The organism is Sorangium sp. KYC3313 (assembly GCF_052075895.1).
Classification (GTDB): Bacteria; Myxococcota_A; Polyangia; order Polyangiales; family Polyangiaceae; genus Sorangium; species Sorangium cellulosum_B.
Map to the genome: position 1 here is coordinate 9,653,834 of NZ_CP197255.1, position 25,553 is coordinate 9,679,386.

The 25,553-nt window shown below is 71.3% G+C and carries 22 protein-coding genes and 5 pseudogenes; 11 read left to right on the plus strand and 16 right to left on the minus strand.

The features are described from left to right. Positions 1 to 274: 274 nt before the first annotated feature. Positions 275 to 511, plus strand: a complete 237-nt coding sequence (locus ACSRUE_RS36490; RefSeq protein ID WP_441287605.1) for a DUF2267 domain-containing protein — start codon at positions 275 to 277, stop codon at positions 509 to 511. Between the two features lie 29 nt (positions 512 to 540). Beyond that, positions 541 to 1,140, plus strand: a complete 600-nt coding sequence (locus tag ACSRUE_RS36495) for a hypothetical protein (RefSeq protein ID WP_441287606.1) — start codon at positions 541 to 543, stop codon at positions 1,138 to 1,140. Positions 1,141 to 1,187: 47 nt separating this feature from the next. Here the strand turns inward: ACSRUE_RS36495 and ACSRUE_RS36500 are convergent, their stop codons facing one another. The 7 genes and pseudogenes from ACSRUE_RS36500 to ACSRUE_RS36530 form a co-directional block, all read right to left on the minus strand. Beyond that, positions 1,188 to 1,538, minus strand: a complete 351-nt coding sequence (locus tag ACSRUE_RS36500) for a hypothetical protein (RefSeq protein ID WP_441287607.1) — start codon at positions 1,536 to 1,538, stop codon at positions 1,188 to 1,190. A gap of 76 nt (positions 1,539 to 1,614) precedes the next feature. Further along, positions 1,615 to 2,487: an HvfC/BufC N-terminal domain-containing protein gene (locus ACSRUE_RS36505; RefSeq protein WP_441287608.1), complete on the minus strand. Its 873-nt coding sequence runs from the start codon at positions 2,485 to 2,487 to the stop codon at positions 1,615 to 1,617. Further along, positions 2,471 to 3,379 carry an MNIO family bufferin maturase gene (gene bufB / locus ACSRUE_RS36510; RefSeq protein WP_441287609.1) on the minus strand — a complete coding sequence of 303 codons (909 nt, stop codon included), beginning with the start codon at positions 3,377 to 3,379 and terminating at the stop codon, positions 2,471 to 2,473. Before bufB ends, ACSRUE_RS36505 begins: the two co-directional genes overlap by 17 nt. Positions 3,380 to 3,381: 2 nt before the next feature. Next, on the minus strand, positions 3,382 to 5,388 hold the full coding sequence (locus ACSRUE_RS36515) for a ferritin-like domain-containing protein (protein ID WP_441287610.1): 2,007 nt from the start codon (positions 5,386 to 5,388) through the stop codon (positions 3,382 to 3,384). Between the two features lie 10 nt (positions 5,389 to 5,398). Continuing rightward, on the minus strand, positions 5,399 to 5,566 hold the full coding sequence (locus ACSRUE_RS36520; protein ID WP_441287611.1) for a DUF2267 domain-containing protein: 168 nt from the start codon (positions 5,564 to 5,566) through the stop codon (positions 5,399 to 5,401). A gap of 190 nt (positions 5,567 to 5,756) precedes the next feature. Beyond that, positions 5,757 to 5,858 (minus strand): annotated as a pseudogene (locus tag ACSRUE_RS36525) (CBS domain-containing protein); the annotation flags it as partial. Then, on the minus strand, positions 5,848 to 6,135 hold the full coding sequence (locus ACSRUE_RS36530; RefSeq protein WP_441287612.1) for a hypothetical protein: 288 nt from the start codon (positions 6,133 to 6,135) through the stop codon (positions 5,848 to 5,850). The pseudogene ACSRUE_RS36525 and the gene ACSRUE_RS36530, both read right to left, overlap by 11 nt. Before the next feature lie 456 nt (positions 6,136 to 6,591). Here ACSRUE_RS36530 and ACSRUE_RS36535 point away from each other — a divergent pair, with 456 nt between their 5' ends. From ACSRUE_RS36535 to ACSRUE_RS36545, 3 genes and pseudogenes are all read left to right on the plus strand, one after another. Continuing rightward, positions 6,592 to 6,738: a hypothetical protein gene (locus ACSRUE_RS36535; RefSeq protein WP_441287613.1), complete on the plus strand. Its 147-nt coding sequence runs from the start codon at positions 6,592 to 6,594 to the stop codon at positions 6,736 to 6,738. Between the two features lie 22 nt (positions 6,739 to 6,760). Then, on the plus strand, positions 6,761 to 7,111 hold the full coding sequence (locus ACSRUE_RS36540) for a hypothetical protein (RefSeq protein ID WP_441287614.1): 351 nt from the start codon (positions 6,761 to 6,763) through the stop codon (positions 7,109 to 7,111). A gap of 12 nt (positions 7,112 to 7,123) precedes the next feature. Next, positions 7,124 to 7,375, plus strand: a pseudogene (locus ACSRUE_RS36545) (aldo/keto reductase); the annotation flags it as partial. Positions 7,376 to 7,449: 74 nt separating this feature from the next. On the opposite strand, the gene ACSRUE_RS36550 reads toward ACSRUE_RS36545, so the two are convergent. Further along, positions 7,450 to 8,610 carry an alcohol dehydrogenase catalytic domain-containing protein gene (locus ACSRUE_RS36550; RefSeq protein ID WP_441287615.1) on the minus strand — a complete coding sequence of 387 codons (1,161 nt, stop codon included), beginning with the start codon at positions 8,608 to 8,610 and terminating at the stop codon, positions 7,450 to 7,452. A gap of 511 nt (positions 8,611 to 9,121) precedes the next feature. On the opposite strand from ACSRUE_RS36550, the gene ACSRUE_RS36555 reads away from it, so the two are divergent. Continuing rightward, positions 9,122 to 10,888 (plus strand): bifunctional transaldolase/phosoglucose isomerase, encoded by a 1,767-nt coding sequence (locus ACSRUE_RS36555; protein WP_441287616.1) that lies wholly within the window; start codon positions 9,122 to 9,124, stop codon positions 10,886 to 10,888. A gap of 160 nt (positions 10,889 to 11,048) precedes the next feature. Here the strand turns inward: ACSRUE_RS36555 and ACSRUE_RS36560 are convergent, their stop codons facing one another. The 5 genes and pseudogenes from ACSRUE_RS36560 to ACSRUE_RS36580 all read right to left on the minus strand — a co-directional run bounded on the left by ACSRUE_RS36560 (position 11,049) and on the right by ACSRUE_RS36580 (position 21,252). Continuing rightward, positions 11,049 to 11,435 carry a response regulator gene (locus tag ACSRUE_RS36560; RefSeq protein WP_441293166.1) on the minus strand — a complete coding sequence of 129 codons (387 nt, stop codon included), beginning with the start codon at positions 11,433 to 11,435 and terminating at the stop codon, positions 11,049 to 11,051. A 180-nt stretch (positions 11,436 to 11,615) separates the two neighbouring features. Further along, positions 11,616 to 11,771: pseudogene (locus ACSRUE_RS36565) on the minus strand (ATP-binding protein); the annotation flags it as partial. Between the two features lie 319 nt (positions 11,772 to 12,090). After that, a pseudogene (locus ACSRUE_RS36570) lies at positions 12,091 to 16,707 on the minus strand (AAA family ATPase); the annotation flags it as partial. Positions 16,708 to 17,137: 430 nt separating this feature from the next. Next, a complete protein-coding gene (locus tag ACSRUE_RS36575) occupies positions 17,138 to 17,995 on the minus strand; it encodes a transposase (RefSeq protein WP_441287617.1) in 858 nt (285 codons plus the stop codon). Positions 17,996 to 19,062: 1,067 nt separating this feature from the next. Further along, entirely contained in the window at positions 19,063 to 21,252 is a 2,190-nt protein-coding gene (locus tag ACSRUE_RS36580; protein WP_441287618.1) for a substrate-binding domain-containing protein, read from the minus strand. A 338-nt stretch (positions 21,253 to 21,590) separates the two neighbouring features. Here ACSRUE_RS36580 and ACSRUE_RS36585 point away from each other — a divergent pair. Both ACSRUE_RS36585 and ACSRUE_RS36590 read left to right on the plus strand, forming a co-directional pair. Beyond that, positions 21,591 to 21,809 (plus strand): annotated as a pseudogene (locus ACSRUE_RS36585) (sigma 54-interacting transcriptional regulator); the annotation flags it as partial. Positions 21,810 to 22,282: 473 nt separating this feature from the next. Next, entirely contained in the window at positions 22,283 to 22,621 is a 339-nt protein-coding gene (locus tag ACSRUE_RS36590) for a hypothetical protein (protein WP_437768767.1), read from the plus strand. Positions 22,622 to 22,706: 85 nt separating this feature from the next. Here ACSRUE_RS36590 and ACSRUE_RS36595 read toward each other — a convergent pair whose 3' ends face one another. Continuing rightward, positions 22,707 to 23,174: a hypothetical protein gene (locus ACSRUE_RS36595; RefSeq protein ID WP_441287619.1), complete on the minus strand. Its 468-nt coding sequence runs from the start codon at positions 23,172 to 23,174 to the stop codon at positions 22,707 to 22,709. A 261-nt stretch (positions 23,175 to 23,435) separates the two neighbouring features. On the opposite strand from ACSRUE_RS36595, the gene trxA reads away from it, so the two are divergent. Both trxA and ACSRUE_RS36605 read left to right on the plus strand, forming a co-directional pair. Beyond that, complete coding sequence (gene trxA / locus ACSRUE_RS36600; RefSeq protein WP_441287620.1) at positions 23,436 to 23,837, plus strand: thioredoxin; 402 nt, start codon at positions 23,436 to 23,438, stop codon at positions 23,835 to 23,837. A 69-nt stretch (positions 23,838 to 23,906) separates the two neighbouring features. Beyond that, a complete protein-coding gene (locus ACSRUE_RS36605) occupies positions 23,907 to 24,074 on the plus strand; it encodes a hypothetical protein (protein WP_441287621.1) in 168 nt (55 codons plus the stop codon). A 387-nt stretch (positions 24,075 to 24,461) separates the two neighbouring features. On the opposite strand, the gene ACSRUE_RS36610 is transcribed toward ACSRUE_RS36605, so the two are convergent. Together ACSRUE_RS36610 and ACSRUE_RS36615 are read right to left on the minus strand one after the other, a co-directional pair. After that, on the minus strand, positions 24,462 to 24,635 hold the full coding sequence (locus ACSRUE_RS36610; RefSeq protein ID WP_441287622.1) for a hypothetical protein: 174 nt from the start codon (positions 24,633 to 24,635) through the stop codon (positions 24,462 to 24,464). Between the two features lie 173 nt (positions 24,636 to 24,808). Beyond that, positions 24,809 to 25,126, minus strand: coding sequence for a hypothetical protein (locus ACSRUE_RS36615; protein WP_441287623.1), 318 nt, complete (start codon positions 25,124 to 25,126; stop codon positions 24,809 to 24,811). Between the two features lie 135 nt (positions 25,127 to 25,261). Here ACSRUE_RS36615 and ACSRUE_RS36620 point away from each other — a divergent pair, with 135 nt between their 5' ends. Continuing rightward, positions 25,262 to 25,441 (plus strand): hypothetical protein, encoded by a 180-nt coding sequence (locus tag ACSRUE_RS36620; protein ID WP_441287624.1) that lies wholly within the window; start codon positions 25,262 to 25,264, stop codon positions 25,439 to 25,441. The last annotated feature ends 112 nt before the right edge of the window (positions 25,442 to 25,553 follow it).

Genomic DNA, 25,553 nt, shown 5'->3' on the forward strand with positions numbered 1-25,553 from the left:
CGTGCACGCGCATTCCCGGCTTCTCATGCGACCTCGGCGTCCTAAGTTGTGGTGGAGGGGGGTATCATGGCGGACGCGAAGCCAGAGGCGAAGCCGATCGAGCGCGACGAGATCCTGCGTGCGATCGAGCGCGTCGTCCCTCCGGGCTTGGACCCGAAGGATGCTTTCGCCGCGGTGATGTGCTCGCTGGAACGGCGGCTCACGCGCGGGGAGGCCATCCACGTCCTCGCCGAGCTGCCCGCCTCCGGTGCGTCGGTTCATCAGGACCTGCGCGATGCACCGCGAGGAGCACGCCCCGAAGGGGGACACGAGGGCCTTCCTCGAGCAGGTGGCGGCGCACCTGCACCGATCCGCCGAGGAGGTCGAGCCGATTGCGCGTGAGGTGCTCGCGGTCGTGCAGAGCCGGCTGTCGGCCAGGGCGATCTCACACATCAGCAGGCAGCTCCCCGCGGATCTGCAGGATTTCCTGGCCGAGGCGAGGGATCAGGGGACGCCGCCGGAACGTCGCTGAGCCCAGAGAGACGGAACAGAGGGGAAGTCATGCCGAGTCCGCCCATCGGGTGCCGCGAGTTGGAGTTGCTCGTCCACGAGGCGCTCCACGTCCACAACGAGCACGCCCGCGCGACTTCGGAGAGCGTCCGGCGCAAGCTCCACGCCCGCTTGCTCGAGCTGGAAGAGCGCTTCGGGCGGGTGCTCACGGAGTCGGTGTCCGACGAGGCGGTCCGCCGCGCCTGGCGCGAGCACCTCCACGCGCGGGGTCCGGCTCCGGCGGAGCCGCCCCCACCGCCCATCATCGTCTTCAAGGGACGCTCCGAGGCCGGATCCGAGGTCGTCGTGCGCGCCGCGAGCAACGGCGAGCTCCGCGTCGAAGTGGACGGCGCGCTCTTGAATCGCACGGTCGCGCTGGCTCTCCGTCAGGATGGAGAGCGGTCGTTCTTCCCGATCAAGGGCGTCGGCGACTTCGGCGAGACGTTCGTCGCCTCCGCGGAGGCCATCGAGGCGTTGCGCGCCTGGGTCGACAAGCCCCGCGGGGAGCCGCCGTGGGAGCACCTGCGAGAGCTTGCCGACGACGGGCTGGTCGGCAAGGACTTCGCGCTCACGCCGCGCGGGCGGCGCGCGCTCGGCCGTACCGCAGCCTGACCGAGATCGCCGTCCCGCGCCCGAGCGCGCGCGGCCCGCGCGGCCTGTCACATCAGCGCATTCAAGGCGCCGTGCAGGTGGGCGGCAGCCACCTCGATCTCGCGGTCCTCGTACTGGGCTGCTCGCACCTCCGCCGCGATCACGCCGCAGCGGTGGAGCTTCTCGAAGTCGCCGTAGGGGAACTTGTACCTTCGCCTGTCGCTCTCCTCCTCGTCCTCGTCGATGCCCAGGAACCACTTCTGGTACTCGTCCATCCCGTGCTCCGCGAGGAACTCGTTCTCCTTCTCCGCCGAGGGCTTGTGCTCGCTCCAGTCGTCCCTCTTGTCGAGAACGAACATCTTCTGCCCGATGAGGATCTTCGCGTGCTGGAACGCTCGCTGATTCAGCTTCACGCTCATGATGGCCACTGTCCTGATTCGAGGTCCGCGCCTCCGCCGAGCTCGACTTCGCTCGCCCGCGCGGGCGTGATGGGATCTACCTGCCTCGTGTCAGCGAGACCATCCCGAGCCCCTCTGCCGTGGGCAGCCAGAGCAGGAGATCCACCAGCGCCGCGCTCCTGTCCTCGCCCGTCGCGGCGGCGACCTCCCCGGCCAGCGCGACCAGCGGGCGCGGGCTGCCGCAGCTCGCCAGCGCGCGTCGCTGCCAGGGCGCGACATCGGCCAGCACGGGCCGATACGCGACGCGGCTGACGGCGAGCAGCGAGGGCCGCGCCTCGGGGACGGCGGGGGCCTCGCCGCGATCGACGGCCGACAGGAAGCCACGCACGTCGTGCCCCAGCGCGGCCACCCGCAGACACGGCGCGGCCACGACGTAGAGCTCGTCCCGGAGGAGCGGCGAGAAGCCGGTGACGTCGAGACGCGCGCCGTCCTCGTCCGGGAGCCCCGGCGCCCGGAGCGCCTCGATCCGGGCGCGCTCGGCGCGGGCGAGATCGATCGGTAGCCGGAGGAGCGAGCGCCGATCCTCGGGCATGACCTCGTCGGGAGGGCGCGTCCGCTCGAGGTGGTCGGCGAAGCCTTCGCCGAGCATGAAGAGGCTATGGTGCCGCGGCGGCCGTGACGCGAGATAGCCGGTCGCGAAGCGCTCGAACAGCGCGTCGCCGAGCAGCGCGCGGACGGCCGGGTAGTCGGCCCGGATGCAGGCGAGCAGGCGATCGAGGTAGCCGCGCGCGTAGATCGAGAGCCGCTCGACCGCGTCGGCGCCCTCCGGGACGCGGATCGTCCGCGCCTCGCCGTAGCGCTCGCGCGCGCGGCAGAGGCCGGCGGGGACGCCGCCCGGCGTGGTCACGGCGAGCCGCAGCCAGTCCTGGAGCGCGGAGAGCGACGGCGCGCCCTCAGGGGGCGAGGTCATGAATCACTCCGGGGAGCCAGGGGGCGTCGTCGCGCACGGGGCCCAAGAGCGGCACGTCCGGCAGCTCGCCAGCGAGCACGGCGCGTGCCTTGTCGAGCTCCGCGACGAGATCCGGATACGCGGGGATCGCCGCGTCCCACTCGAGCAGCGTCGGGACGCCGCCCGTCCGCTCCTCTGCCAGGCGATAGAGGCGCCAGACCGGCGTGGGCACGGGGTGATCGTGGGTGTCCACGAGGTAGCGGCCGAAGGACGTCGGGCCGGCGATGTGGATCTGCACGATCCGATCGTGCGGCAGGCCCTCAATGTACCGCTCCGGGTCGAAGCCGTGATTGAACGACGACACGAAGACGTTGTTCACGTCGAGGAGCAGGCCGCAGCCGGTCCGCTCGGAGAGCGCGCCGAGGAACTCCCACTCCGGGATGGTGGAGGCGGCGTACTCGACATAGGTGCTCGGGTTCTCGAGCACGAGCGGCCGGCCGAGGAAGTCCTCCACGCGGAGCACGCGCTCGGCCACGTGATCCAGGGCCTCCTCGGTCAGCGGCAGGGGCATCAGATCGTGGGTGTTGTGACCGGCCACGCCGGTCCAAGAGAGGTGATCCGAGATCCAGGCGGGCTCGACCCACGCGGCGAGCGCGCGGAGCCCTTCGAGGTAGTCCATGTCGAGCGGATCGGAGGAGCCGATCGAGAGCGAGACGCCGTGCATGACGATCGGGTGGGAGCGCGCCAGCGCCCCGAGCACGTGACGCGCGAAGCCGTGATCATCCATGAAGTTCTCGCTGATGATCTCGAGCCAGTCGACACGCGCCGGGTGCCGGAGCAGGTGGTGGAAATGGCATGACCGGAGCCCGAGTCCGAAGCCGAGCTGGGGCATGCCGAGGCGGGCGGGGCGCATGGTCAGGTCGAGGGCGGGAAGGCCACGCGCAGATCGTCGGCGGGGGGTGGCGCGCTCGGCGGGGTCTCGCCGCGCGCGCGGAGGACCTCGCAATAGGCCCTCCAGGCGACGTCGTAGACGGGGTCGCCGTAGGCGAAGGGCATCGTGCCGATAGACCTGGGCTCCGCGTCCGGCCCGATGTCGAACAGCGCCATCTCGCCGCTCGACGGGTAGAGCTGCGAGGCCGAGATGGGGACGGCGCAGCCGCCCAGGGCGCCGCACTTGTTGTCGGTCGGCGCGCTGTAGAGCATCCCGCGATGGCCGCAGCTCGCCTGGGACTTGATCGTCGTGCCGCAGCTCGTCGCGCCCCCGCCGCCGCCCCCGCGGCAGCTCCCGCCGCCCGCCACCGATTGCACGAAGCCGCAGCCGCCCTGGGCCTTGCAGGCGTTCGAGCCCTTGCAGGTGTGGTAGGTCGTGATCGCGGGCATCTCGCCGGAGCCGGGGTGGGCGAGGTCGAGGCCCTGGCACGCATGATAGAGGGCGCCTTGCCTGGGCTGCTCGGTGCCCAGCGCGAGGTCCGGGGCCTCGCCGAGCACGGCCCAGCAGATCGACACCCGATCTCCCGAGCCGACCATCGAGGGGTAAGGGAAGCCGACGTTCGGGTCCTTCCAGTAGCCGTCGAGCGCGCGGGTGACCCCGGCGATGGCGCCGGCGGCCACCTGGCTGAGTTGCCGCCGCACGCTGCCGTCGGCATTCCTGGCCTTGAGCCGGTTGAGCGCCGCGGCGACGTCGGCCACCCGGGGGACCTTGTCAGAGGCCTCGTCGGTGTCGCCGATCGTGAGGTCCCTGGCCGTCCACGGGGTCGCGCCGTGCGAAGCGTGCCACGCGTCCCAGGTCACGAGATGGGGGAGGAGCTCCTCCCTGATCTCGAGGAAGCGCGCGTAGTGATCCTTGCGGTCGTTGTCGAAGCGGGCCTTCGCGTCCGCGGAGGGCAAGAGCCTGCCGTCGTCGTCGTAGCTCGGGTAATCGAGGGTGAGGCCCTTCTCGGACGAGCGGTAGTCGGTCGCGACCTCGTTCGCGAGGGAAGCGAGCGCCTCCCTGTGGCCGAGCAGCACCGCGCGCAGGGGCGGGGTGATCGTCCTGCCCTCGCCCTGGTCCGTGATGGCGCTGATGATGTCGACGGCGGCGCCGAGCGCCTCCTCCGCGCCGATGGTCGGGAGCACCGCCGAGATGCCGGGGTACTCGGGCATGGGGTGCCCGCCGGTCGGCGTGTTGAACAGCTCGCGCTGCACGGAGCTCGGCGTATAGACGTGCTGCCAGAGCGTCGTCCCGTCGCGATAGCGCATGGTCATGTAGTGAACCATGCACTCGTACATGTATCCGATGGTCCCGAACATCGGGAGATCGGCCTCGGTCTGGTCAGGGGTCCAGCCGGCGAAGGGCACGGCGGGGAAGTACTTGTCGAGCTTCTGGGGATCGATGCGCTGCCTGGCCTGGTTCTCCGGCGCCTCGACCGCGAGGAAGAGCTCGATCTGTGCGGCGGAGAGCGGCCCGAGCACGACCTTGGCGGAGGCGTGGGTCGTCGTGTCGCGGAGATCGATGATGTGGGGAATGACGGTGTTGTCGGGGCCGAAGCACTTCCAGCCGTCGTCCTCGGTCTGGAGGATCGAGCTCGTGAAGGTCGGCGTGACGCCCATGCTCGTGGCGAGGTTGGCGGCGAGCTGGAGGTGCAGCATCTCCTGGACGAAGACGCTGAAGATGATGTTGAAGGCGCGCTCGTTGGCGCTCTCCGGCGCGTGCGTCGGCGCGGAGCCGGGCCACCTTCGTCCCTTGTAGAACGTCTGCTCGGAGGCGTTGATCGGGTGCATGCCCTGGATCGAGTACATGGGCACCATGTAGAGGGGGATCGTGAACAGCTCGACGGTGACGGCGGCCTGCGCGAGGGCGCGCAAGGCAGAGGCGTCGATGGAGAGGTTCTTGGGATCGCGATCGCGGACGGGATCGATGTGGATCGACTCGACGGTTCTCATGGTGACCCTCTCATGCGGCCGGGCGGCGGCGACTCCAGAGCTCCTTCAGATCCGAAGGGAGCTGCGACTCGACGGCGATGACCTCCTCCTCCGGCAACTCGGCCTGGATCGCGGAGAACACCGCGCGGGCGACCGCCTCCGCCTGGGTCGGCGTCGTATCGAGGTGCTCTGCCACCATCTGCAGGAACTTGTCGCGGCCGAAGCGCTCCGGCCGCTCGCCCCGGTGCGTGACGCACGGCGACCACCTCGCGGGTCATCACGTCGTCGATCGAAGCCGACGGGGGATTGCCGTCGGCCACGTTGCGGATCGCGATGTCCCGATCCGTCACCGTGCCGAGCACTTTGCCCGAGGCGTCGCAGACCGGGAGAAACCCGATGTTCTCTGCGCGCATCAGCAGCGCCGCCTTCTGCACGGTGGTGTTCGGCAGCACGGAAACGGGGTTGCTGTTCATCAGCTCGCTACAGAGCATGGCTCCCTTCCGAGCGCCCGGTCGTCGGGATTGCGCCCGCGAGCGAGAGATCGAAGCCCTGGGGAGCAGGCCCGACCCTCTCCTCGATCACGGAGACGTACTCGGCGTAGCAGCCGCCATGCGGGTTGGTGAAGCTGTAGGAGAACACGCGATCTCCCACCGCGAGCCCGGTGACGCTCGATCCGACGGCGGCGGACGTCGACCGGAGGTCTCGCGCCGCGGTACAGGCGCTCGCGGCGCCCGAGCTCCGGTAGCTCCCGCGCTTCGGCGGCGGCAATCCCGTCCTCCGGGACCCCGAGCCCGTGGACGACCTCGTCGTTGAGCACGCGGACCCCGCCGGAAGCGATCGCCCCCATCGCGAGCTCCTCGTGCCCGGGGACACCCAGCTTGCGAACGACGAAGACATCCAGCGGCGCCCCCAGCCGGCGGGCCACCTCGTAGCCGACGGGGACGCCTCCGCGCGGCAGCGCCAGCACCACGACGTCCGGCCGCCCTGCATAGGGCTCGAGCGCCGCTGCGAGCCTGCGGCCGGCGTCGAAACGATCTCGGAACAACATGGTCCCCTCGCCGCGCGAGATCGTAGTCTCGTGAAGGTGAATCGAAAGCCCCGACGGGGCCCTCTCCCGCGAGGCGCCGCCGCGCGACGAGCAGGCTCGGCGCGCGGGTCGGGACACCCCTTGCCAGTCCATGACGAGAGCGCCACGAGCGGCCGGAGGGCACTTCCATGGCTCGCATGAGAACCATCACCGAGGCTGCCGGGCCCGCGAGCCCGGAGCTCGGTCGCATCCTGAAGATGGTGGATGAGACCGTCGCGCGCGGAGCGCGCGCCCTCCTCCGCGGCGCGCCGCAGGGGCTGGTCCTTCCCCCATCTTCCATCTAGAGGGTAGAGGCTGAGCGCAACCATGGCAGTGAAGCTGAACCAGCGAGCGTACGATCACGCGAAGGCGCTGGTCGAGGATCGAGAGGTCGTCCTTGACCAGCGGGACGCGTGGAGCGAGCACCAACCCTCGGCGGAGGACGAGAACCGGTACATTCGAGAGCACGGGATGGGCGAGTACGGGAAGTGGTTTTGGGCCATCGACACGGAGGAGGGCGAGGACACGAAGGGCCGGTACAAGTTCCCTTACGGCGACTTCGAGGCCGTCCACCGGTGCGGGGTGCTCACGGCGGAGTCGCGGGCCGGACAGTACAAGTACCAGGACATCGAGCTCGCGGCGGCCCACCTGCACGGGATGCTGGACGCGCTCGGCTGAAGGAGGTCCGCCATGGCAGTCGATGCCGTCCGCACGATCGCGCTCCCGTCCGGCAAGGAGATCCCGGCGCTGGGGCAGGGCACCTGGCACATGGGCGAGGACGCGCGGCGTCACGCCGAGGAGGTCGCGGCGCTCCGGCTCGGCCTCGATCTCGGCATGACGCTGATCGACACCGCCGAGATGTACGGGGACGGCGCCGCCGAGCAGCTCGTCGGCGAGGCCATCATCGGGCGCCGCGACGAGGTCTTCCTGGTCAGCAGGGTCCGCCGTCCCGGCGCGCCCGTGGCGATCGCGCCGCCGCGGAGGCGCCGCCGCGGCGCGGCCCTCGGGCGTCCGTTCTACGCCGCCTTCCCCAGGCTGCCGTGGGGGTCGATGATGTACTTCTTCGGCTCCCCCCGGTCGAACAACTGATAGGCCTCGACCGCCTGATCGAGCTTGATGACCTCGGGGTTGATGACCTCGCTCAGGTACTCCATCCGGCCCCACAGAATGGCCATCATCAGGTCCCGGTTGTACCGCATGATGGGCGCCTGGCCCGCGGTCATCGAGGGCGACTTGATCCACGCCTTGCCGAAATCGAGGCTCAGCTTCCCCCTCTTGTGCTCCTCGTCCTTGGCGTAGGGATCGCCCTCCGCGTAGATGCCGGGGACGCCCATCGCGCCGCCGGCGCGGACGACCCCGAAGAGCGCGTTGATCACCGCCTCGGGCTCCTCCTCGCCGGCCATCTTGCCGTAGCCGTGCGCCTCGAAGCCCACGCAGTCCACGCCGCAGTCGACCTCTCGCTCGCCGAGGATCGCCTCGACCTGATCGGGCAGCGGCGTGTGCGCGGTCGTGTCCACGACCTCGTACCCTGCCCTCTTCACGAGCGCCCGCCGGGCGGGGTTCGGGTCGCCGACGATGATGCAGGACGCGCCCAGGAGGCGCGCGGCGGCGGCGGCGGCGCGGCCGACCGGGCCGGCTCCGCCGATGTACACCGTGGATCCCGTCTTCACCCCCGCCTCCATGCACCCGTGGTATCCGGTCGGGAGGATGTCCGAGAGGAGGGCAAGCTCCTTGATCTTCGCCATCGCCCGGTCCTTGTTGGGGAACTTCAGGAGCTGGAAGTCGGCGTAGGGCACCATGTGGTACTCGGCCTGCCCGCCCTGCCAGCCGCCGAGGTTGAAGCCGTACGCCCCGCACGCGACCGCAGGGTTCGTGTTCATGCACACGTCGGTGTGCCGCTCCCGGCAGTTGCGGCAGCGTCCGCACGCGACGTTGAAGGGCACCGAGACGAGATCGCCCTTCTTGATGTACTCCACGTCGCTCCCCAGCTCGATCACCTCGCCGGTGATCTCGTGGCCGAGCTGGTCCCCCTTCGGGAACGGGAACCGGCCCCGGTAGATGTGCATGTCGCTGCCGCAGATGTTGGTCGCCAGGACCTTGAGGATGACCGCGTGCTCCAGCTTCCGGCCGCGCGGATCGGCCATCTTGGGATAGTCCCTGCTTTGAACCTCGACCATCCGAGGCCCCTGATACACAACCGCACGATTGGCTGCCATGAGCCCATTCCCCTTTCCCGTCGAGCGCCCGGGCGGCGCCCTCGACCCGCGGCTCCCAGCGAAACGTGGGATGTCGGGCGAAGACGGCCTTCCGCCTTCCATCCTTCCTCCGTGCCCGGTCGCCGCATCCGGCGTTCGGGACAGCGATCCTCGTGGGATCGCGAGGCGAGCCATCGACGCAACGCCGGTGCCACCAGGATGATGCTCTGAGCGCACCAAGGCCCTGCATGAGCCCGGTGAGGCGCGATCACGCGCGCCCGTCACCGTCATGCGCGCGCCGCGACGGTGGTCACGGGCCCGGGGCCGTGTGCGCGAACCACTCATGCATCACGGGCACCACGGGCCGACCGAGCAGGCGAGCGTCGCGCTCGAACGCCTCCGGGAGGGGGTCGGGCGCGCCGCGTAGCAAGGAGGCGGCCAGGTTCGCCGGAGGCGACAGCGGGCATTGGGGTTGCTGCCGCGTGGCCCCAGCATGAAACGCCGATCACTCGCTGCTCGCAGGGCCGCGGCTATCCCCCGGCCGGTGCGGCTCCACCTCCCCCGCGAGCTCGAGCTCGCCACGTCGAAGACCCTCGCCGAGTGGCAGGCGGCGGATGGCCTCCGGCGGATCCACGAGCGCGACGCCGCGCTCTGGACGCGGAGCGATGAGCCGAGCTGGCTCGGCTGGCTCGAAGCGCCCTTCCACGAAAAGGCGAACCTGCCGCGTCTGCGCGCGCTGGAAGACGAGGTGCGCGATCGCGGCCTCACCCGAGCCGTCCTGCTCGGTATGGGCGGAGCGAGCTTGTGGCCGGACGTGCTGTCGCGGAGCTTCCCGGTGGCCACCGGGCACGCCGCCCTGACCGTGCTCGACTCCACGGATCCCGCCGAGATCGCCGCGGTGGTCGATCGGCTCGTGCCCGAAAAGACGCTCTTCATCGTCTCCAGCAAGTCCGGCACGACGCTGGAGACCGATCTCCTGGAGGCGTTCTTCCACGAGCTCATGGAAGAACGCCTGGGATCCCTCCCGGCGGCCTCGCGCTTCGTCGCGGTCACGGACGCGGGCTCTCCGCTCGCGAGGCGCGCGCGCCTGCGCGGCTACGCGCACACGTTCCATACGGTCCCCGGCATCGACGGGCGCTATGCGGCGCTCACGAGCCCCGGGACGGTGCCCGCCGCGGTAATGGGGGTCGATGTCGAGCTGCTGCTCGAGCGCGCCGCCGTGATGGTCGGGGCCTCGACCAAGAGCACGCCGCCCGGCGACTGCCCGGGCGTGGTGCTCGGCACGGCGCTCGGCGCGGCCGCGAAGGCGGGGCGCGATAAGGTGACGATCGTCGCGTCGCCGCCGATGGCGGCGTTGGGCGCCTGGATCGAGCAGCTCCTCGCCGAGTCCACGGGCAAGCGTGCGACCGGCCTCTTGCCCGTGGATCGCGAGCCGCTCGGGCGCGCAGAGGTCTACGGGAGCGATCGGATCTTCGTCTACCTGCGCCTCGACCGCGGCTTCGATCGCGGGCAGGACGCCGCCGTGGCGGAGCTCGAGGCGGCCGGGCAGCCCACCGTGCGTATCGCGCTCACCGACGCGTACGATCTCGGCCAGGAGGTCTATCGCTGGGAGCTCGCCACCGCCGTCGCCGCCTCGATCCTGGGCGTCAATCCCTTCGATCAGCCCGACGTCGAGGCGAGCAAGACCGCAGCGCGGCAGCGGATGGAAGCCTACGACCAGGCCGGCGAGCTGCCCGACGACGCGCCGTTCTTCGCCGACGCGGGGCTCGCGCTCCACGCGGACCCGGCGAACCGCGAGGCGCTGGAGCGCGGCGCCGCCGGCGATCGGACGCTGCGCGGCTATCTGCGCGCCCACTTCGCGCGCCTGTCGCCCGGGGACTATGCGGCCCTGCTGGCGTGGGTCGATCGGAGCGAGGCGCACGAGCGCCTGCTCGAGGAGATGCGGCGCGCCGTGCGCGATCACCGGCACGTGGCGACCTGCGTGGAGTTCGGGCCGCGCTACCTGCACTCGACCGGGCAGATGTACAAGGGAGGGCCGGGCACCGGCGAGTATCTGCAGATCACCGCCGACGAGCCCGAGGATCTGCCCATCCCCGGCTACACGTTCACCTTCGGCGTCGTCGAGCAGGCGCAGGCGCTCGGCGATTTCGCGACCCTCACGTCGCGCGGCCGGCGCGCGCTCCGCGTCCACCTTGGCAGAGAGGTGGATCGAGGGCTGAACACCCTCGCCCGCGCGGTCCACGAAGCGCTCGCCGCCTGACGGCCACCGATCACGGCAGGACGCCGAGCTCGTCGAGCGAGGTGTCGAGCTCGGCAGCGTCGCGGTACACGCGGAACGCGTGGGAGGCGGCGGAGCGCGGGACGCCCGCGGTCTCAAGCCCACGCCCCCCGCGCGCAGCGCGCTCCCCAGGCCGGCGGCGTCACGCCATCCGTCGATGAGCGGACGCGGCCGCCCGCGCGGACGACGCCACCACCTCGATGGGGATGGGCTTGACGAGGTGGTCGTCAAAACCCGCCATCTCCGCGCGCCGGCGGTCGGATGGCTGACCATAGCCGGTCACCGCCACCAGCCAGATATGCCGGCCCTCCGGCAACACGCGCAGCCTCTGCGCCACCTCGTAACCGTCCACGACCGGCAGACCGATGTCGACGAGCGCGAGGTCGGGGGCAAGCCGACTTGCCACCTCGATGGCCGTCGCCCCATCGTACACGACCCGAACCTCGTGGCCGAGCGCGCGCAGCGCCTCCGCCGTGCTATCGGCAGCGTCATGGTTGTCGTCGACGACCAGAGCGCGAAGCGAGGCCACCGGCCGCGGAACCTCACCGGCAGCCACGTCCGCGACTGGCGCCCGTCCGGACTCCGGCCCTGCTCCCGACTCCGGCCCTGCCTCGGACTCCGGCCCTGCCTCACCCACCGCCGCCGCGTCGGCCAACGGGAGCCGGACCGTGAACTCCGCGCCGCGGCCCACGCCCTCGCTGTGCACGCTCACCGTCCCGCCGTGCCTCTCGACGAGGGAGCGAACGATGGTCAGGCCCAGGCCGAGGCCGCCCTGGGTGCGGTCGAGGCGGCGGTCGCCCTGGACAAAGACATCGAAGACCTCGGGCAGCAGCTCGCGATCGACGCCGATGCCGGTATCGCGCACCTTGAGCCAGAACCTGCCCGCCCTGGCGCCCTGCCGTGACGTCGATCGCGCCGCCCGGTTCGGTGTACTTGGCGGCGTTCACGACGAGGTTCGAAACGACCTGCGAAAGCCGCACCGCGTCGCCGCGCACCCACAGCCCACGCGGCACCTCCACGCTCAGCCGGTGACCGCGCTCCTGTACGATCCCGGCCGCCACCTCGCAGCCATTCGTCACGACGTCGGCGAGCTCCAGCCGCATTCGCTGGAGCTGGACCCGCCCGCGGGTGATGCGCGCGACGTCCAGCAGATCATCCACCAAGCGCACGAGGTGGCGCACCTGGCGCTCGATCACCGCGCGCTCGTTCGCGTGGTCGCGCCCGGGCCGCACCCGCATCAACCCGACCGCCATGAGGATGGGCGAGAGCGGGTTGCGCAGCTCGTGCCCCAGCATCGCCAGGAACTCGTCCTTCCGCTGGTCGGCCCGGGCGAGCTCGTCGACGCGCCTGCGCAGCTCCTGCTCGAGCTGACGGAGATCCGAGTACAGCCGCGCGTTCTCCAGGGAGATCGCCGCCTGGCCGGCGAGCAGATCGAGCACCCGGCTGCGCATCGGACCGAACGCGCCGGGGATCAGCTCGTTCTCGAGGTACAGCGCGCCCACCACCGCGTCCTGGTGGCGGATCGGGGTGCACAGCACCGACCGCGCCCGCGAGCGGCTCACATGGGGATCGGCCCTGAACGCGCCCTCGCGCAGCGCATCGTGGAGCACCACGCTGCCGCCGCTGGCCAACGCGGCCTTCACGATCGCCGCCGAGACGTCGTCCGAGGACTCCAGCGGCTCGCTCGCCCGGCGCTCCACCCGGCTGTCCTCCACCCGCACCACGGCGACGACCTCCGGCCGGCCGGCCGCGAGCAGGATGAGCGCCCCCCGCCGCGCGCCCGCGTTCTCCAGGCATAGCTGGAGCAGCCGCGCGATCAGGCGGTCCACGTCCATCTCCCGGGAGATCGCCTGCGAGGCCTTGGCCACCGAGAGGAGGTCGAGGGCCGCCTCCGACGCGGGGAGCTGCTGCGGCGGGACATCGGCCGCCCTGCCCTCGGTCCGATCGCGGCACAGCAGACCGAGCTCCTCGACCTTCGCGTCCGCGCCCCAGCGGCGGTAGCCCTCCCGGGCGTCGTCCAGGTAGGCGCGCGCGGGCCGCCGCAGCCCGCGCTCCATCAAGAAGCGACCGGCCCGCTCCGCGGCGAGCGCCGCGTCCTGCACGAAGCCGGCCGCCTCCGCCGAGGCCGCCGCCTCCTCGTAGAGCGCGAGCGCGCGCTCGAGGTGCCCGTCCACGCGCGCGAGCTCCGCCTCGACCAGCAGGTGCTTGTGGCGGAAGCTCGCCGGCTCGTTCCGCGCGAGCTCCTCCAGCCGCCGCGAGAGATCAGCGGCCCGCGCCCGCCGCGGCCCGCGGCCCGGCGCCGAGGCCTCGCCGGCCAGCGCGATCAGGGCGGCGTAAAACCAGGTCTCCGGCACCTTGAAGGTGCCGGGGATGTCGCGCGGAACGAGCTCGAGCGCCCGATCTGCGTACGCCTCCGCCGCCGGGTCGTCGAACAGGTAAGCCGCCTGCAGCTTGCCGAAATAGTACGAGGCGACGAGCAGCGGAAAGCGCCGGAACCGCTCCATGAAAGCGACCTCATCGAGCGGGGGCAGCCCGGCCAGGGCCCGCATCGATTGCATCGCGCTCTCCGTGTAGGCCTCTATCACGGGGCTTATGCGCCGCTGGAAGGCGAGGTGGCGCTCGTAGAGCGCCATGACCTCGCAGAGCGGCCGGCCCTGCAGATACGTATCGCTCACGATGTAATGGCTGGCGTAGCTCGCGTAGGCCAGGTTGCCCGAGCTCAGCCCGAGTTCGTACGCCAGGGCGACGTACCGGTCGCTGGTGTGCAGCGGCCGCCGCCAGAGGTTGGTGCCGACGCCGAACAGGAAGTAGCAGCGCGACCGCACCGCGCGGTCCGGGTACCGCTCGCTCAGCGCGATGCCGGCGCGCCCGAACTCGTAGGCTGATGCGTAGTCGCCGGTCAGGAACCCGGCCACGAACGAGTAGCAAGCGTAGGCGGCGGAGGTGAGCTCGCTGTTGCCGTGCTGCAGCGAGAAATTCGACATCTTCACGGAGACCAGCGCGAGCAGCGTTTGCAGCCCGGCCACGTAGCACGGGCTCCACATGTTCATCAGGAGCTGGAGGGTGACCCGCCGGACCGGGTCGGTCATCGCCGGCGCGTCGGGCAGATCGGCGATGCGGCGGCCGGCCAGGTGGACAGGCACGAGCGACATCTCCCGCCCGAGCTCGCGCCGCTGCTCCTCCTCGTCGTCCGGGACATGCACTCCCACGAGCGCGAGGCCACGGCGGAGCAAGGCCAGCGCGTCCAGGTAGCGGCCCTGCAGCTCCGCCTGGTTCATCTCGAGCGCGTACACGCGGATCCGGTCCAGGTCCGAGCGGGCCGCGGCCTCCATCTCGGGGTACAGCCGCTCGGCGGTGGCGAAGTCGCCGGAGAGCGCGGCGCACTCGGCCCAGAGCGCGCACAGCTCGAAGCTCAGCGCGTACCCGCTCGACCAGCGGTCGCGCGGGAGCAACTCCACGCCGACGGCCCCGTGGGCGGCCGCCGCGGCATAGGCGGCGGAGGCGTACAGCCTGCGCGCCGCCTCCAGGTTCAGCGACGCGACCCGCTGCCGCTCGGGCCCGGGCTGGAGCAGCCGGCGCCCGGCGTTGAGGTGGCGCACGATCTCCACCGCCCGCCGGGGCAGCTGCTCGAGCGGGCAGTGGGCCAGCAGGCGGCGGCCGATGATCAGGTGCGTCGACGCCTGCTCCTCCGGGCGCATCAGCGCGTAGGCGGCCTCCTGCACCCGATCGTGAAGGAAGCGGAGGGTGGAGCCGGTGCGCACCACCAGCCCGACCATCAGGGCCGGCTCCAGCAGGCAGAGGACGCTGTCGACGGGCTCGTCGACCGCGGCGACCAGGGTCGCGAGCTCGAACACGGTGCCGAGGCACGCGGCCACGCAGAGGACGGCGCGGGTAGCGTCCGCGAGCCGCACGAGGCGCGCGGCCACCAGATCGAGCACGCTCGCGGACTGCGCTGCCTGCTCGGCCCGTATGACCTCGAGGTCCCACGCCCAGCGGCGGTCCGGATGTAACCAGAGCAGCCGCAGGTCGCAGAGGCGCTGAAGGAAGGCCCTGACGAAGAGCGGGTTGCCCTTCGTGCGCTCGTGCACGAGCGCGGCCAGCGGGGCGCACCTCGCCTCAGGCTCGCCGAGCGCATCGGCCAGGAGCGCCGCGATCTCCGGCTCGCGGAGCGGCGAGAGCTCGATCTGCTCGACGTGCGTGCCCGCGGCCCGGACGCGCTCCGCCGCAAGCCGCGCGGGGTGGGAGGCGTCGACCTCGTTGCTCCGGTAGGCGCCAATCACGAGCAGGCCGCGGAGGTCGGGCGAGGTCGTGATGGCCTCGACGAGCTGGAGGCTGGCGGCGTCGGCCCACTGCAGGTCGTCGAGGAACAGGACGAGCGGGCGGCCTTCCCCCGCGAATACGCCCACGAAGGCCTGGAACACGCGGACCAGACGGTTCTGGGTCTGCACCGGATCCAGCGGCTCGACCGGGGGCGAGGGCCCGAGCAGGCCCTCGAGCTCCGGGATCACGGCGGCCAGCACGGCCGCGTCGCCGCCGACCGCGTCGAGCAGTCGCTGCCGCGAGCGCGAAACGGTGAGCTCGCCCTGCTCGTGGATCTGGGAGAGCAGGGCGCCGCAGGCCTGGCAGACCGCGCTGTACGCCGCGTTCCGGCCGAGCGGGTCGAACTTGCCTTGCGCGAAGAGGCCGCCCCTCTCCGCCGCCGGCCGGTGCACCTCGGCGACGAGCGAGCTCTTGCCGATGCCCGCGTGGCCGCTCACGAGGAGCAGCTCGGTGGCTCCCCGAGCCGCCCGCGCGACCGCCGCGTCGAGCACGCGGAGGTCGCCCTCGCGGTCGTAGAGGCGGTCCGGGAACCGGAGCGGCTGCGGCAGATCCAGGCTGCCCAGGGTCAGCCTGAACTGGCGGTCTCCGCGCGCCACGGCCTGCCGGCAGGCCTCCAGGTCCGCGGCGAGCCCGGCGCTGGTCTGGTAACGCGACCAGGGATCCTTCGCCAGCAGCTTGGCCACGGCGCCGGACAGCGCGGGCGACACCTCCGGCCGGAGCTCGCTGACCGGAGGCGCCAGCCTGGCGAGGTGGGCGTGAATGAGCTCCAGCGGGTCGTCCGCCCCGAAGGGCCGCCGACCCGAGAGCAGCTCGAAGAGCACCACGCCGAGCGCGTACAGGTCGGACCGGTGGTCGACCGCGTGGTCGGTGCGGCCGGTCTGCTCCGGCGAGATGTACTCGAGCTCGGCGGCCACCGGGGGCCGCGGCGGGCGCTCGCCCGACGGCTCGCCGATGCGCGCGCAGGTGGACAGGTCCACGTAGCGCGTGCGCCGCGCGTCGCGGTTCACGAACACCCGGCGCGGCTCGAGGCCGCCGTGAACGAGCCCCGCCTCGTGCAGCGCGCAGAGGCCGCAGGCGAGCGCGAGCGCGATGTCCAGCGCCTCGTCCAGGGGGAGGCCGCCCGGCGGGATCTGCTCGTCCAGCGGGCGGCCGCCGAAGTCCTCCTGGAGGAGCGCGACGCGGCCTTCCGCGCTCTCAACCGCGAGGGTCGGGTTGATGTAGGGGCTGGACACGAGCCGCGCGATCTCGAGCTCCCTCTGGTATCGCTCCTCGACGGCAGGATTCATCGAGAGGGCGAGCGGCGTGCGCACGAGCACGGCGAGCCCGTCGCGTTCGCGCCGGCCTCGATAAAGCGCTTCGCCTCCATGTTCAGCGAGCCGCTCGTCCAGGATATAGCCCAGGAGGTGGCCGGCGGCCGGTCCAGGAGTGGCGCCGCCCCCGGCCGACCGGGGCGGAGCGTTCGTTGACTCGGGCGATCTCATCTTTGGCCCCCCGCGACCCGAGCGGCCGCAACGCGGCACCGTAGCACCGAATACCGGTGCAACGGCCCGCGCGGCGCGGTTTGCTGTTCGCGTCGAGCAGCCTGATGAGGCGAAAGCCAAGAGGTCGGCCGTGCCGTCGTTGCGCGGTCTCAGCGACGCTCTCGGGCGCTTCGTGCGCTTTCCTTTCTCACCAGATCTTCCGGCCGGCGTCGCGATGGCCGCCTGGGATCGTCCACGAGTCCACAGCGTTTCAATCCCATGTCACGGCGGCTGCGGAGCCGCGTGGATTGAAGTCGAGCGCGCGAGGCCGGAGCGCTCCGCTCGGGTGTTCCGAGGTGGCGACCGAGCCCGAAGGGCCGAGAGGACGGGGATGGCTTCGGGTATTCCGATGCCCTGGAGCGGATAGGAAACGATAGAGCTCTCGCCCGTGTCAAGCCCCGCGGGAACGGCGCCGGGCGAGCCGTCTATCGCGTATCAAACACCCGCACGCCCCGTCGCAGGGCCCGCGCGCCGTGCATTGGGTGCAGCTCTGGCTCGACGACCGCGACGTGCGTTCGCCATGACGGGCTCTGGCCGGGTGCCCACCTACGCCGCGTCGAACCCGAACGCCATCGGTTCCCACGTTGGATCGCGCGCGGGTGCTGCCGTTCGGGGCTGCGCTGGCAAGTTCAGATAATCGAGGATGCGGCGCACCACCGCTGAGTCGCCGAGGTGTCTTCAGCAAGTACGCTATACGCCCATGGGGCAGGAGCTCGATTCGATCGAGTGCGAAGGCCGGGCGGGAGCAGTACCGCACGAGCCTCTCGCGCCTCTGATCGTCATCCGCTGCGATGCGCACCGCGCAATGCACGTCGAACCCGTCGCACGCCGCGGAGAAGCGTCGCTCTCGGCGCTCGAAAGCCGCGTCGGGACTGTCCTTGTGCTCGAAAGGCCGCGCAAGATACGCTCCACCTGCGAGTGCGAGCTGGGTACACGCATCTTCTCGCCCGCGACGTGCACCTGGCGCATCACCAGGCCGCGCCGCGCGAGCCACGCCCGGTACCGGTTGCAGAAGGCGGTGTACCGCAGACCGTTGGGATGCTACCGCAGGGTGCCGTTGCTCGTCGCCGTCTGCCGGTGCGTGCGGCTCAGGAGCCACTTCTGCCGAAGAATCTCTCGCGTTTTGTGCATGGACAGTCGCTCCGTCGCCACCTGGGACCCTCCTCCGAGGCCCGGGTGGGTGGACCCGACGTCCAGCGCCGCTACGCCTCAGCCTCGTGAGCCGCGCAGGATGCACCAGCGCGATCACGAGCAGCGATCCGCGCGATCACGACCGTGATCCCGCTGATCACGATGGTGATCCGGGTGATCACGATGCGCTGATCCGAGCGATCACGATGCGGTGATCTCGGCGATCACGACGGCGTGAAATCCGCACCAACGATGCAATGGGCTCATCAAGGAAGTCTGATCCCGCAGAGTCGGGGCCCTGCGGCCATTGGTGCGAACTGTGAACGCAACGTCGGACTTGCCGTTGTTATGGCTGATCTGCTCGGACGCTGGAGCCGCAAGTTACAGTTCCGACACGTGCCTGAATTGACAGATTCATATACCACTTTCGGAAGTCAGGTGGTGGTATTGGATCCAATATTGTGTCCATCGGTGAGCAATTCACTTCAACGGCGCAGTTGCCGATTTAGAGCAGGCGCGAGCTACCTCCATCTTTTTTTGGCGGGATTTCTGACACGCGGAACTAGCCGAGTTGACCGACGTCCGCTTCGACATCTGCAAACTCTCCCCGAGCATGCCTAGGTGGACGATGGCGGCCCCGAGTTCGTGCCCGGGGAGCTCGACGTCGGCTAGGCGTGGAGCGGCCCCCCGGCCCGACGCCCGCGCTGCGGCGAGGGGCCGCGCCGATCGGCTCCGGCGCCATGTGCTCGACGGCGGCCGCGCCGAGTTCCTCCATGTCGAGCTGCTGGATGGTGAACGACCACAGCCCCGAACGCGTGCCCCAAGCGCAGCGATCCGAAGCCGCGCCCTTGACGACCCGCGACAGTCAGCACCGGCACGGGCGCGCGCGCCCATGGTCCCGTACAGCTCCGCCCGGCCTCCCCGCGCTTGCCGCCCAGCTACCGGGCACAGCAGACAACATTTCGAAACTATTCATGATTATTTCTGCGTGTATAAATTGTTTCCCCCTTGCAGAAGACGTCGCCAAACACGCTCGCCGCGCGCAGCACCTTGCGCGCCTCGCCGTCCACCGTGGGAGACGACATGCACGTTCGAGACGTGCTCACCGCCACGCGAGACCAGCGCGGGCGGCACGCCGAGGCAGGAGGCACAGCGCTGCGCGCGCTCAGCGCGACGCGCGGAGCGTCACACCGCTCCTCCGCGACGCCCCGTGTCCGAGGTCGCGTTGCGCGACGAACGCGGCGGCGCTTCCGCCGCGTCATTCCGCCTCGTGCGGAGCGAGGGGACGCCTGTCGACACGAGGTCCTCGAGCGCCGACGCCAGCGACTGGTGGCTGGACAGATCGCCGAGGTGGATATCGAGGGCGACGAGGCGCATCGCGAGCTCGGGGCGCACGCCGACGAGGCGGACGCGGGCGCCGAGCAGGGAGGCCGCGCGCTGCGTCTGCCCGAGCGCGTGGGCCACCTGGGCGTCGATGCTCGGAACACCCGTGATATCGAGCAGCACGCAGCGCGCCCCGTGTCGGCCCACCCCCTCGACCACCCGCTCGAGCATCTGCCGGGCGCGATCTCCATCGAGCTCGCCGACGAGCGGGACGAGCAGCACGCCAGGCATGAGCGGGAGGAGCGGGCAGCCGAGCTCGTGCACCGCGGCCGAGAGGGTGCGCTCGCGCTGATAGGCCTCCTGGAGGCTCGCGTGCTGCTCGGAGAGCGACTGCACGAGCGCGTCCCGCTCGAGGGCGGCGCCGAGGAGCGCCCCCCAGATGGAGATCGTGCCCTCGTCGCCGGCGACCTCGATCGAGCTCGGGCCGACGATCGCGAGGACCCCCCAGTCGTGGCGGAGCGTGCGGATCGGCAGGAGCGTCACCATGAACGGGCCGCCGGCGGTCGACGCTGGCAAGCGCTCGGCGGGCGGGAAATCCTCCCGCGCGCAGGCGGCGCCGAGCGAGGGAGTCGGGCTGCCATCGCGGCTGTAGGCGCCGGCGATGACGAGGCGCGCGCGGGTCGCCGGGTCTTCCCAGAGCGCGAGGCAGCCCCAGACGGCGGCGGTCGAGTCGAGCCAGGAGAGCGAGCGCGAGTCCTCCTGGCTGCCGCCGAGCAGCGCGAGGCTCACCTCGTGATCGGACCGCGTGAGCGCCCCGAGCTCGTCGACGAACTGCCGCTCCATCTCGACGCGAGCCAGCATGAGCGAGAGGCGCAGCCGCTCCTGGAACGCCTCGGCTCGCTCCTCCGCGGACTCCGCTGCTTCCCTGTCCAGGCGCGCGCGGCGTCGCTGTCCGGACCGGCCGAGGAGGCGGGCGATCCCCATGAGGCTCTCCACGTCAGGCGTGAGGCGGACGGCCTGCTGACAGGCCTCGTCGATCTCGGCCGCGGGCGGGGGCGCGGCGCCCTCGAGCGCCGCGGCATATCCAGCGATCACGGCGGCGACACCGGGCCAAACGGCCGTCGGGGGCGTCTCGGGCGGGAGCGGCAGGCGGAGGAGCAGCTCGACCATCTGCCGTTCGATGGCGCCGAGGTCGTCGTCGGGCGCCGCGCCCTTCCGGTGGAGCAAGCCGCGGAGCGGGTCGCACCCGCACGTCCGCCGCCTGACGAACGTGGTCGGCGCGAGCACGGGCCCGGACGGCACGACCCGGCCTGCGAGCCGCGCCAGCACGAGCTCGTACGCGAGCGCTCCGAGGGCGTCGAAGCGCTGGCGCACGGTCGTCAGCGGAGGGGTCGACCACTGCGCATCGGTGATGTCGTCGAAGCCGATGATCGCCAGATCGTCGGGGATGCGGTATCCGGCGGCCTGGAGGGCCGACATCATCCCGAGCGCGTTCTTGTCCGTGGCGACGACCGCGGCCGTGAGCTCTCCCCTGCGCGCGATGAGCGCCTCTGCGGCGCGCTGGCCGCCAGAGTGCCAGTTGTTGTCGGCGTCGAAGACGAGGCCGGGATCGAAGGGGATCCCGCTCTCGATGAGCGTCTCCATGTAACCGTCGAAGCGCGCGCGGATGTCGTCCTGATCCATGCAACCGACGAACGCGATGCGCCGGTGTCCGTGCTCGATCAGGTGGCGCACCGCGCTCCGGACGCCCTCGCGGTTGTCCGGCATGACGGTCGGACAGCCCGCCTCGGGGGCGCAGGAGCTGACCGTGACGAGCGGGACACGCGCCTGCGCGAGGAGCTCGATGCCATCCGTGGCGAGCACGACGATCCACCCGTCCACCTGGTCCCGGGCGAGCGAGGGCGCCTGGACGTACGCTGGCGTGCCGCGTACCACCAGGACACGATGGCCGCGCTCCTGCGCCGCCTGATGGATCCCCCTGAGGACGGAGGTGAAATAAAAACCGTCGAGGAAGGGCGTGAGGACGCCGATGGTGGTCGGACGGGAGTGCATGGGCTGCGGGCTCGCGGGCGTTGAAGAGGATGGGCCGGATGCTACTCGAACCGGGCGCCCGGCGGCGTGCGAGGTCGCGATGTGCAGGAGCGCGCGTGTGGGCGGGCGAACGCGCCAGGAGATGGATCCAGCGCGGGGGACTGCCAGACGGCGCGCGGCACAGGATGCTTGTTGCTCACCGCGAGCAGCGAGCCTCCGGGCACCGGCCCAAGCTGCTGGGCTAGCATGGCTTTCGCCGGGAGGAGCGAGGCCTGTTGAACACGGCGGGCAGCAGGCTTCGCCCCCCGGATCTCGGTCGACCACGGCGCCGACGGAGCGCGCCAAGGCGCTCGTCTTCGGAGAGCGAGCTCTTCGGCCACGAGCAGGGGGCGTCCCCGACGGCGCTCACCATGAAGCACGGCCTGCTCGAGACCGCCGAGGGCGGCACGCTCTACCTCGACGAGATCGGGGATCTCCCGCTCGGCGTGCAGGTCAAGCTGCTGCGCGCGCTGGAGGACCGCGAGGTGGTCCGGCTCGGCTCACGGACCCCGGTGCCGGTCGACGCGCGAGCGGCGGCGACGGCACTCCCGATCTCCCTGCCCTGATGGACGCCGCCGCGTCCCTCCGCTCCGCCAAGAGAGCCCGCGCCTCGCGCCAGACCAACGAAGGTACGATATAGAGCGACAAGCCCCCCCTACGCCCCCGGCGCGAGCAAGCCTCGAGCGCGGCCCGGGTCAATTGCGTGTTCTGCACAACAGATGCACCGATTGCGTGTCCTGCACAACAGATGCGCACGCAATGCGTGCTCCAGACTCGCCGAGCACGTCGGGTCGCTCTTTTCATGTTGGCGCGCAACGTGCGAGCCTGGGGATCGTGCAGGGCCGGACGGCAAGGCGAGGAGGGTGTTTGTATGAGCTCAATCCATCCCGGTGCGGCAACGAACGCAGTCGCAGCGTCCCTGGCGCGCCCCGCGGCGAGCGCCGGCGCGACCGTTAATCCAGGCGCAGGGGCGCCGGAGCTCTCCGGAGGGGAGCTCGAGCCGCCACCCAGCGTGACGCGCGCGCTGGCCGCCACGGCGGAGTCGGAGGGCACCGAGCGCGCTGCTTCCTGGGAGCTCTGTACCGCGATGCTCGCGATCGCCACCGGCTGGCTCGCGTGGACGCTGCCGGCGCCGAGCGCCCGTGACGTGCTGCTCGTCGCGCTCTGCCTGGCGCTCGTCGCGATCGAGCGCCGCAGGGCCGGCGCGCACTTCAGGAAGGCGATCGCCGCGGCCGCGGGCGCGCGCGGCGCGACGGCGGGCGAGGCGTCGCGCGCGGCCTGGCGGCTCGACGCGGCCTTCTGCGCGGCCCGCGCCACGGGGCGAGGCGCGATGGGCGAAAGGCGCCGCTGAGCGAGCTCGCCCGCCGGAGGGGCCTCGCGCGGCCGGGATCACCGGCACATCACGAGCACGCCTCCCCTGGCGCCGACCCGCGCGCTCATCCGGGCTCGGCGTCGAACGGCGAGCCGGCCTGTCCGCACCGCGGGCGCCACCCTCCACCCACGTCGCGCTCGCGGAACTCGGGGCGCAGCTCGCTGCGCGCGTCGGCCACGAGTAGCTCGCACGGATCGAAGTAGTGCGACGTCCGCGCCTGCGCGGCGATGGGCGGCAGCTCGCCGGAGAACTCCGGCACTCCGGGGCAGCGATGGTGCCAGAGGGCATAACGCTCCGGGACGTCGCCGAAGCAGAGCACTTCCTTTACGCCGCCGTTGCAGTTCGTGCTCACGACGAGCACCGGCGCCGGCAGCGGCGCGAAGCGGTGCACCCGGAGGACCACGTCGTGGTGGAACTCGCCCTGCTTCCAGTGGGCGAGGAGATCGAACTCGCCATGTCGATCCCGGATTTCCTGCAGCAACGACCCGAGATCCATGGCATCGGCGAGGGATTGAACTGACGCGTTCATCATGGCGACCTCTCCTTCGACGGTAAGCGTTGCCGATGGTGTAGCACGGCGCCCGGGCGGAGCCGGGACGCGGGGCTCTCCCTCGGTGGCGGAGCACGCTGGAGCGGCTCGCCCGCGCCGCCGACATCGGGAAAGAGCGCGTCGAGCAGCTCCTCGTCGAGGCGATCGAGCCCATCATCGTCTGCCAACGCGCCCTGAGCGCCGCCGGCGGCGTCTGGCCGCTCGCTCGGCGACACGGGCTTGCCTCGGGGGTATGCTCCGCGGATGAGTACAATCGAGCTCAACGCGGAGAATTTCGAGAAGACGGTCGAGTCGAACGGCATCGTCCTCGTCGACTGGTGGGCGCCCTGGTGCGGCCCCTGCCGGGTCTTCGGGCCCGTCTTCGAGAAGGCCTCCGGGAAGCACGCGGACATCGTGTTCGGGAAGATCAACACGGACGAGCAGAAGGATCTGGCGCAGGCCTTCAACATCCGGTCGATCCCGACGCTCTTCATCTTCCGCGAGAAGGTCCTCCTGTTCGCGGAGGCAGGCTCGCTGCCCGCGTCGGCGCTCGATCAGGTGATCGAGAAGGTGCGCTCGCTCGACATGGACGAGGTGCGAGCGAAGATCGCGGAGGAAGAGGCGAAGAGCGCGGCCGAGGGAGGCCAGGCGGCCGAGGGGTCCTGAGGGACGCTCGGCCGGCGGTCGGGAGGAACGCGGCGCGAACCTCCCGACCGCAGATCCGGGTGCTATGAGATGTCTGCCGCTGGGTCCGCGCGGAACGTCTGCGCGAGCGAGCCCGTCCTCGAGCAGGTGGTCGTCAATCTGCTCGCGAACGCGATGAATCACGCGACGGTCCGCGTGCTGAGCGCGCCGGGCGAGGGCGCGACGTTCACCATCGAGCTGCCCATCGGCGGGCCTTGAGGCCGGAGCCGCCGCTCCTCGATCCGGCCCTGGCCGGCCCTGGCCGCAATGCCGGTCAGTCAAGCGAGGACCATCATAGATTCATACAGTTATAGATTCGGCCGACCCAAGCGAAGCGCTGCGGCCGGTGGCTCATCGCCGAGCATGCTGCAGCGCGTGATCGCGCGACGTTCCTTGTGAGCTCGACAGCGCCCGGTGCACGATCGGGCCGGTCGAGGCCGACCATGCCCTCGCCCAAGTCACGGATCTCGTCGGCGGACGACTGGCGCAACGGTAAACCACGCGGCGCGCGAGGCCGTCGGCATCGCGGCGGAGGGCATCGTCATTCCGAGAGGGGGCCGTCGGCATCGCGGCGGAGGGCATCGTCATTCCGAGAGGGGGCCGTCGTCATCTGAGGTGGATGTCGTCGTCATCCGCCTGGGAGCCATCGTCACCGGGGATGGAGACATCGGCATCGAAGCCGAGGCCCGCCGGCATGCGGCCGGCACCCATCGGCATCCGGCCGACCCCCGTCGGCATCGGGCGGCGAGCCATCGTCATCCCGCCCGGAGACGTCGTCATCGAGGCGGGTACCCGTCGTCATCCGACGGGGGGTTCATCGTCATCCGAGGTGGAGCCTGTCGTCATCCGGCGGAGACCCGTCGGCGTCCGCTCGCCGGAATAGGCGCGGCTACCGCTCCCCCCGTCAGCTGCCGCGTCGCGAACGAGCCCGACGGGGACGGCGCCGGCCGCGCTCACGGCGTGAAGCGGTACTTCTCGGCGGCGAAGCCGTCGTCGGCCGCCTCGCTGTCCCCCGTGTAGGTCGCGCCGCCCGTGCCCGGAGCGCCGATCGCGAAGGTGACGTCCTCAAGGATGACCCGATCCTCGTCCATGTAGGCGATACCGATCGACGGCCCTCCCATCCCGCCGCCGCCGTTGCCGCCGCGCGTAATGACCGCGATCCCGGCGAGCCCGTCGCCGCCGTCGTCGTCCTCCGGCTCGGCCTCGCAGGTGGACGACGCGTCGCTCGGCGCCGCCTCGCGCCCGGCCGACGCGGCGCCACAGGGCCGCAAGGGCACAGTGCTCGTGGCGGGGGCGGCGGAGGCGCGGAGGCTGGTTCGGCGGGCGGCAGGCTCGTGGGGGCGGGAGGGGGCGTGGAAGGAGGGGCGGGGGCGGGATCGAGGACCAGGTCGTCGACGGCGATGCTGATGGCGACGGCGAAGGCGCGCAGCATCTCGGCGCAGTCGTCGCTGGTGGCGTCGAGGGTGCGCTCGCCGAGGGAGAGGCCGTCCGCGTCGAAGATGAGCACCCGGCCGTGGTACCCGGTGCGGGCCCGCGAGCTCTCCGCGACCACGCTGCTTTTGGCCCAGGGGAAGAAGGGGTCGTAGCCGAGACGGGCGGCGACGGCCTGGCGGAGCTCGGCCTCATCGGGGCACCGGGAGGCGCCGGCCTGGCGGACGTAGGTGAGCTTGGCGGCGGGGGTGGCGGCGGTGGCGGCCA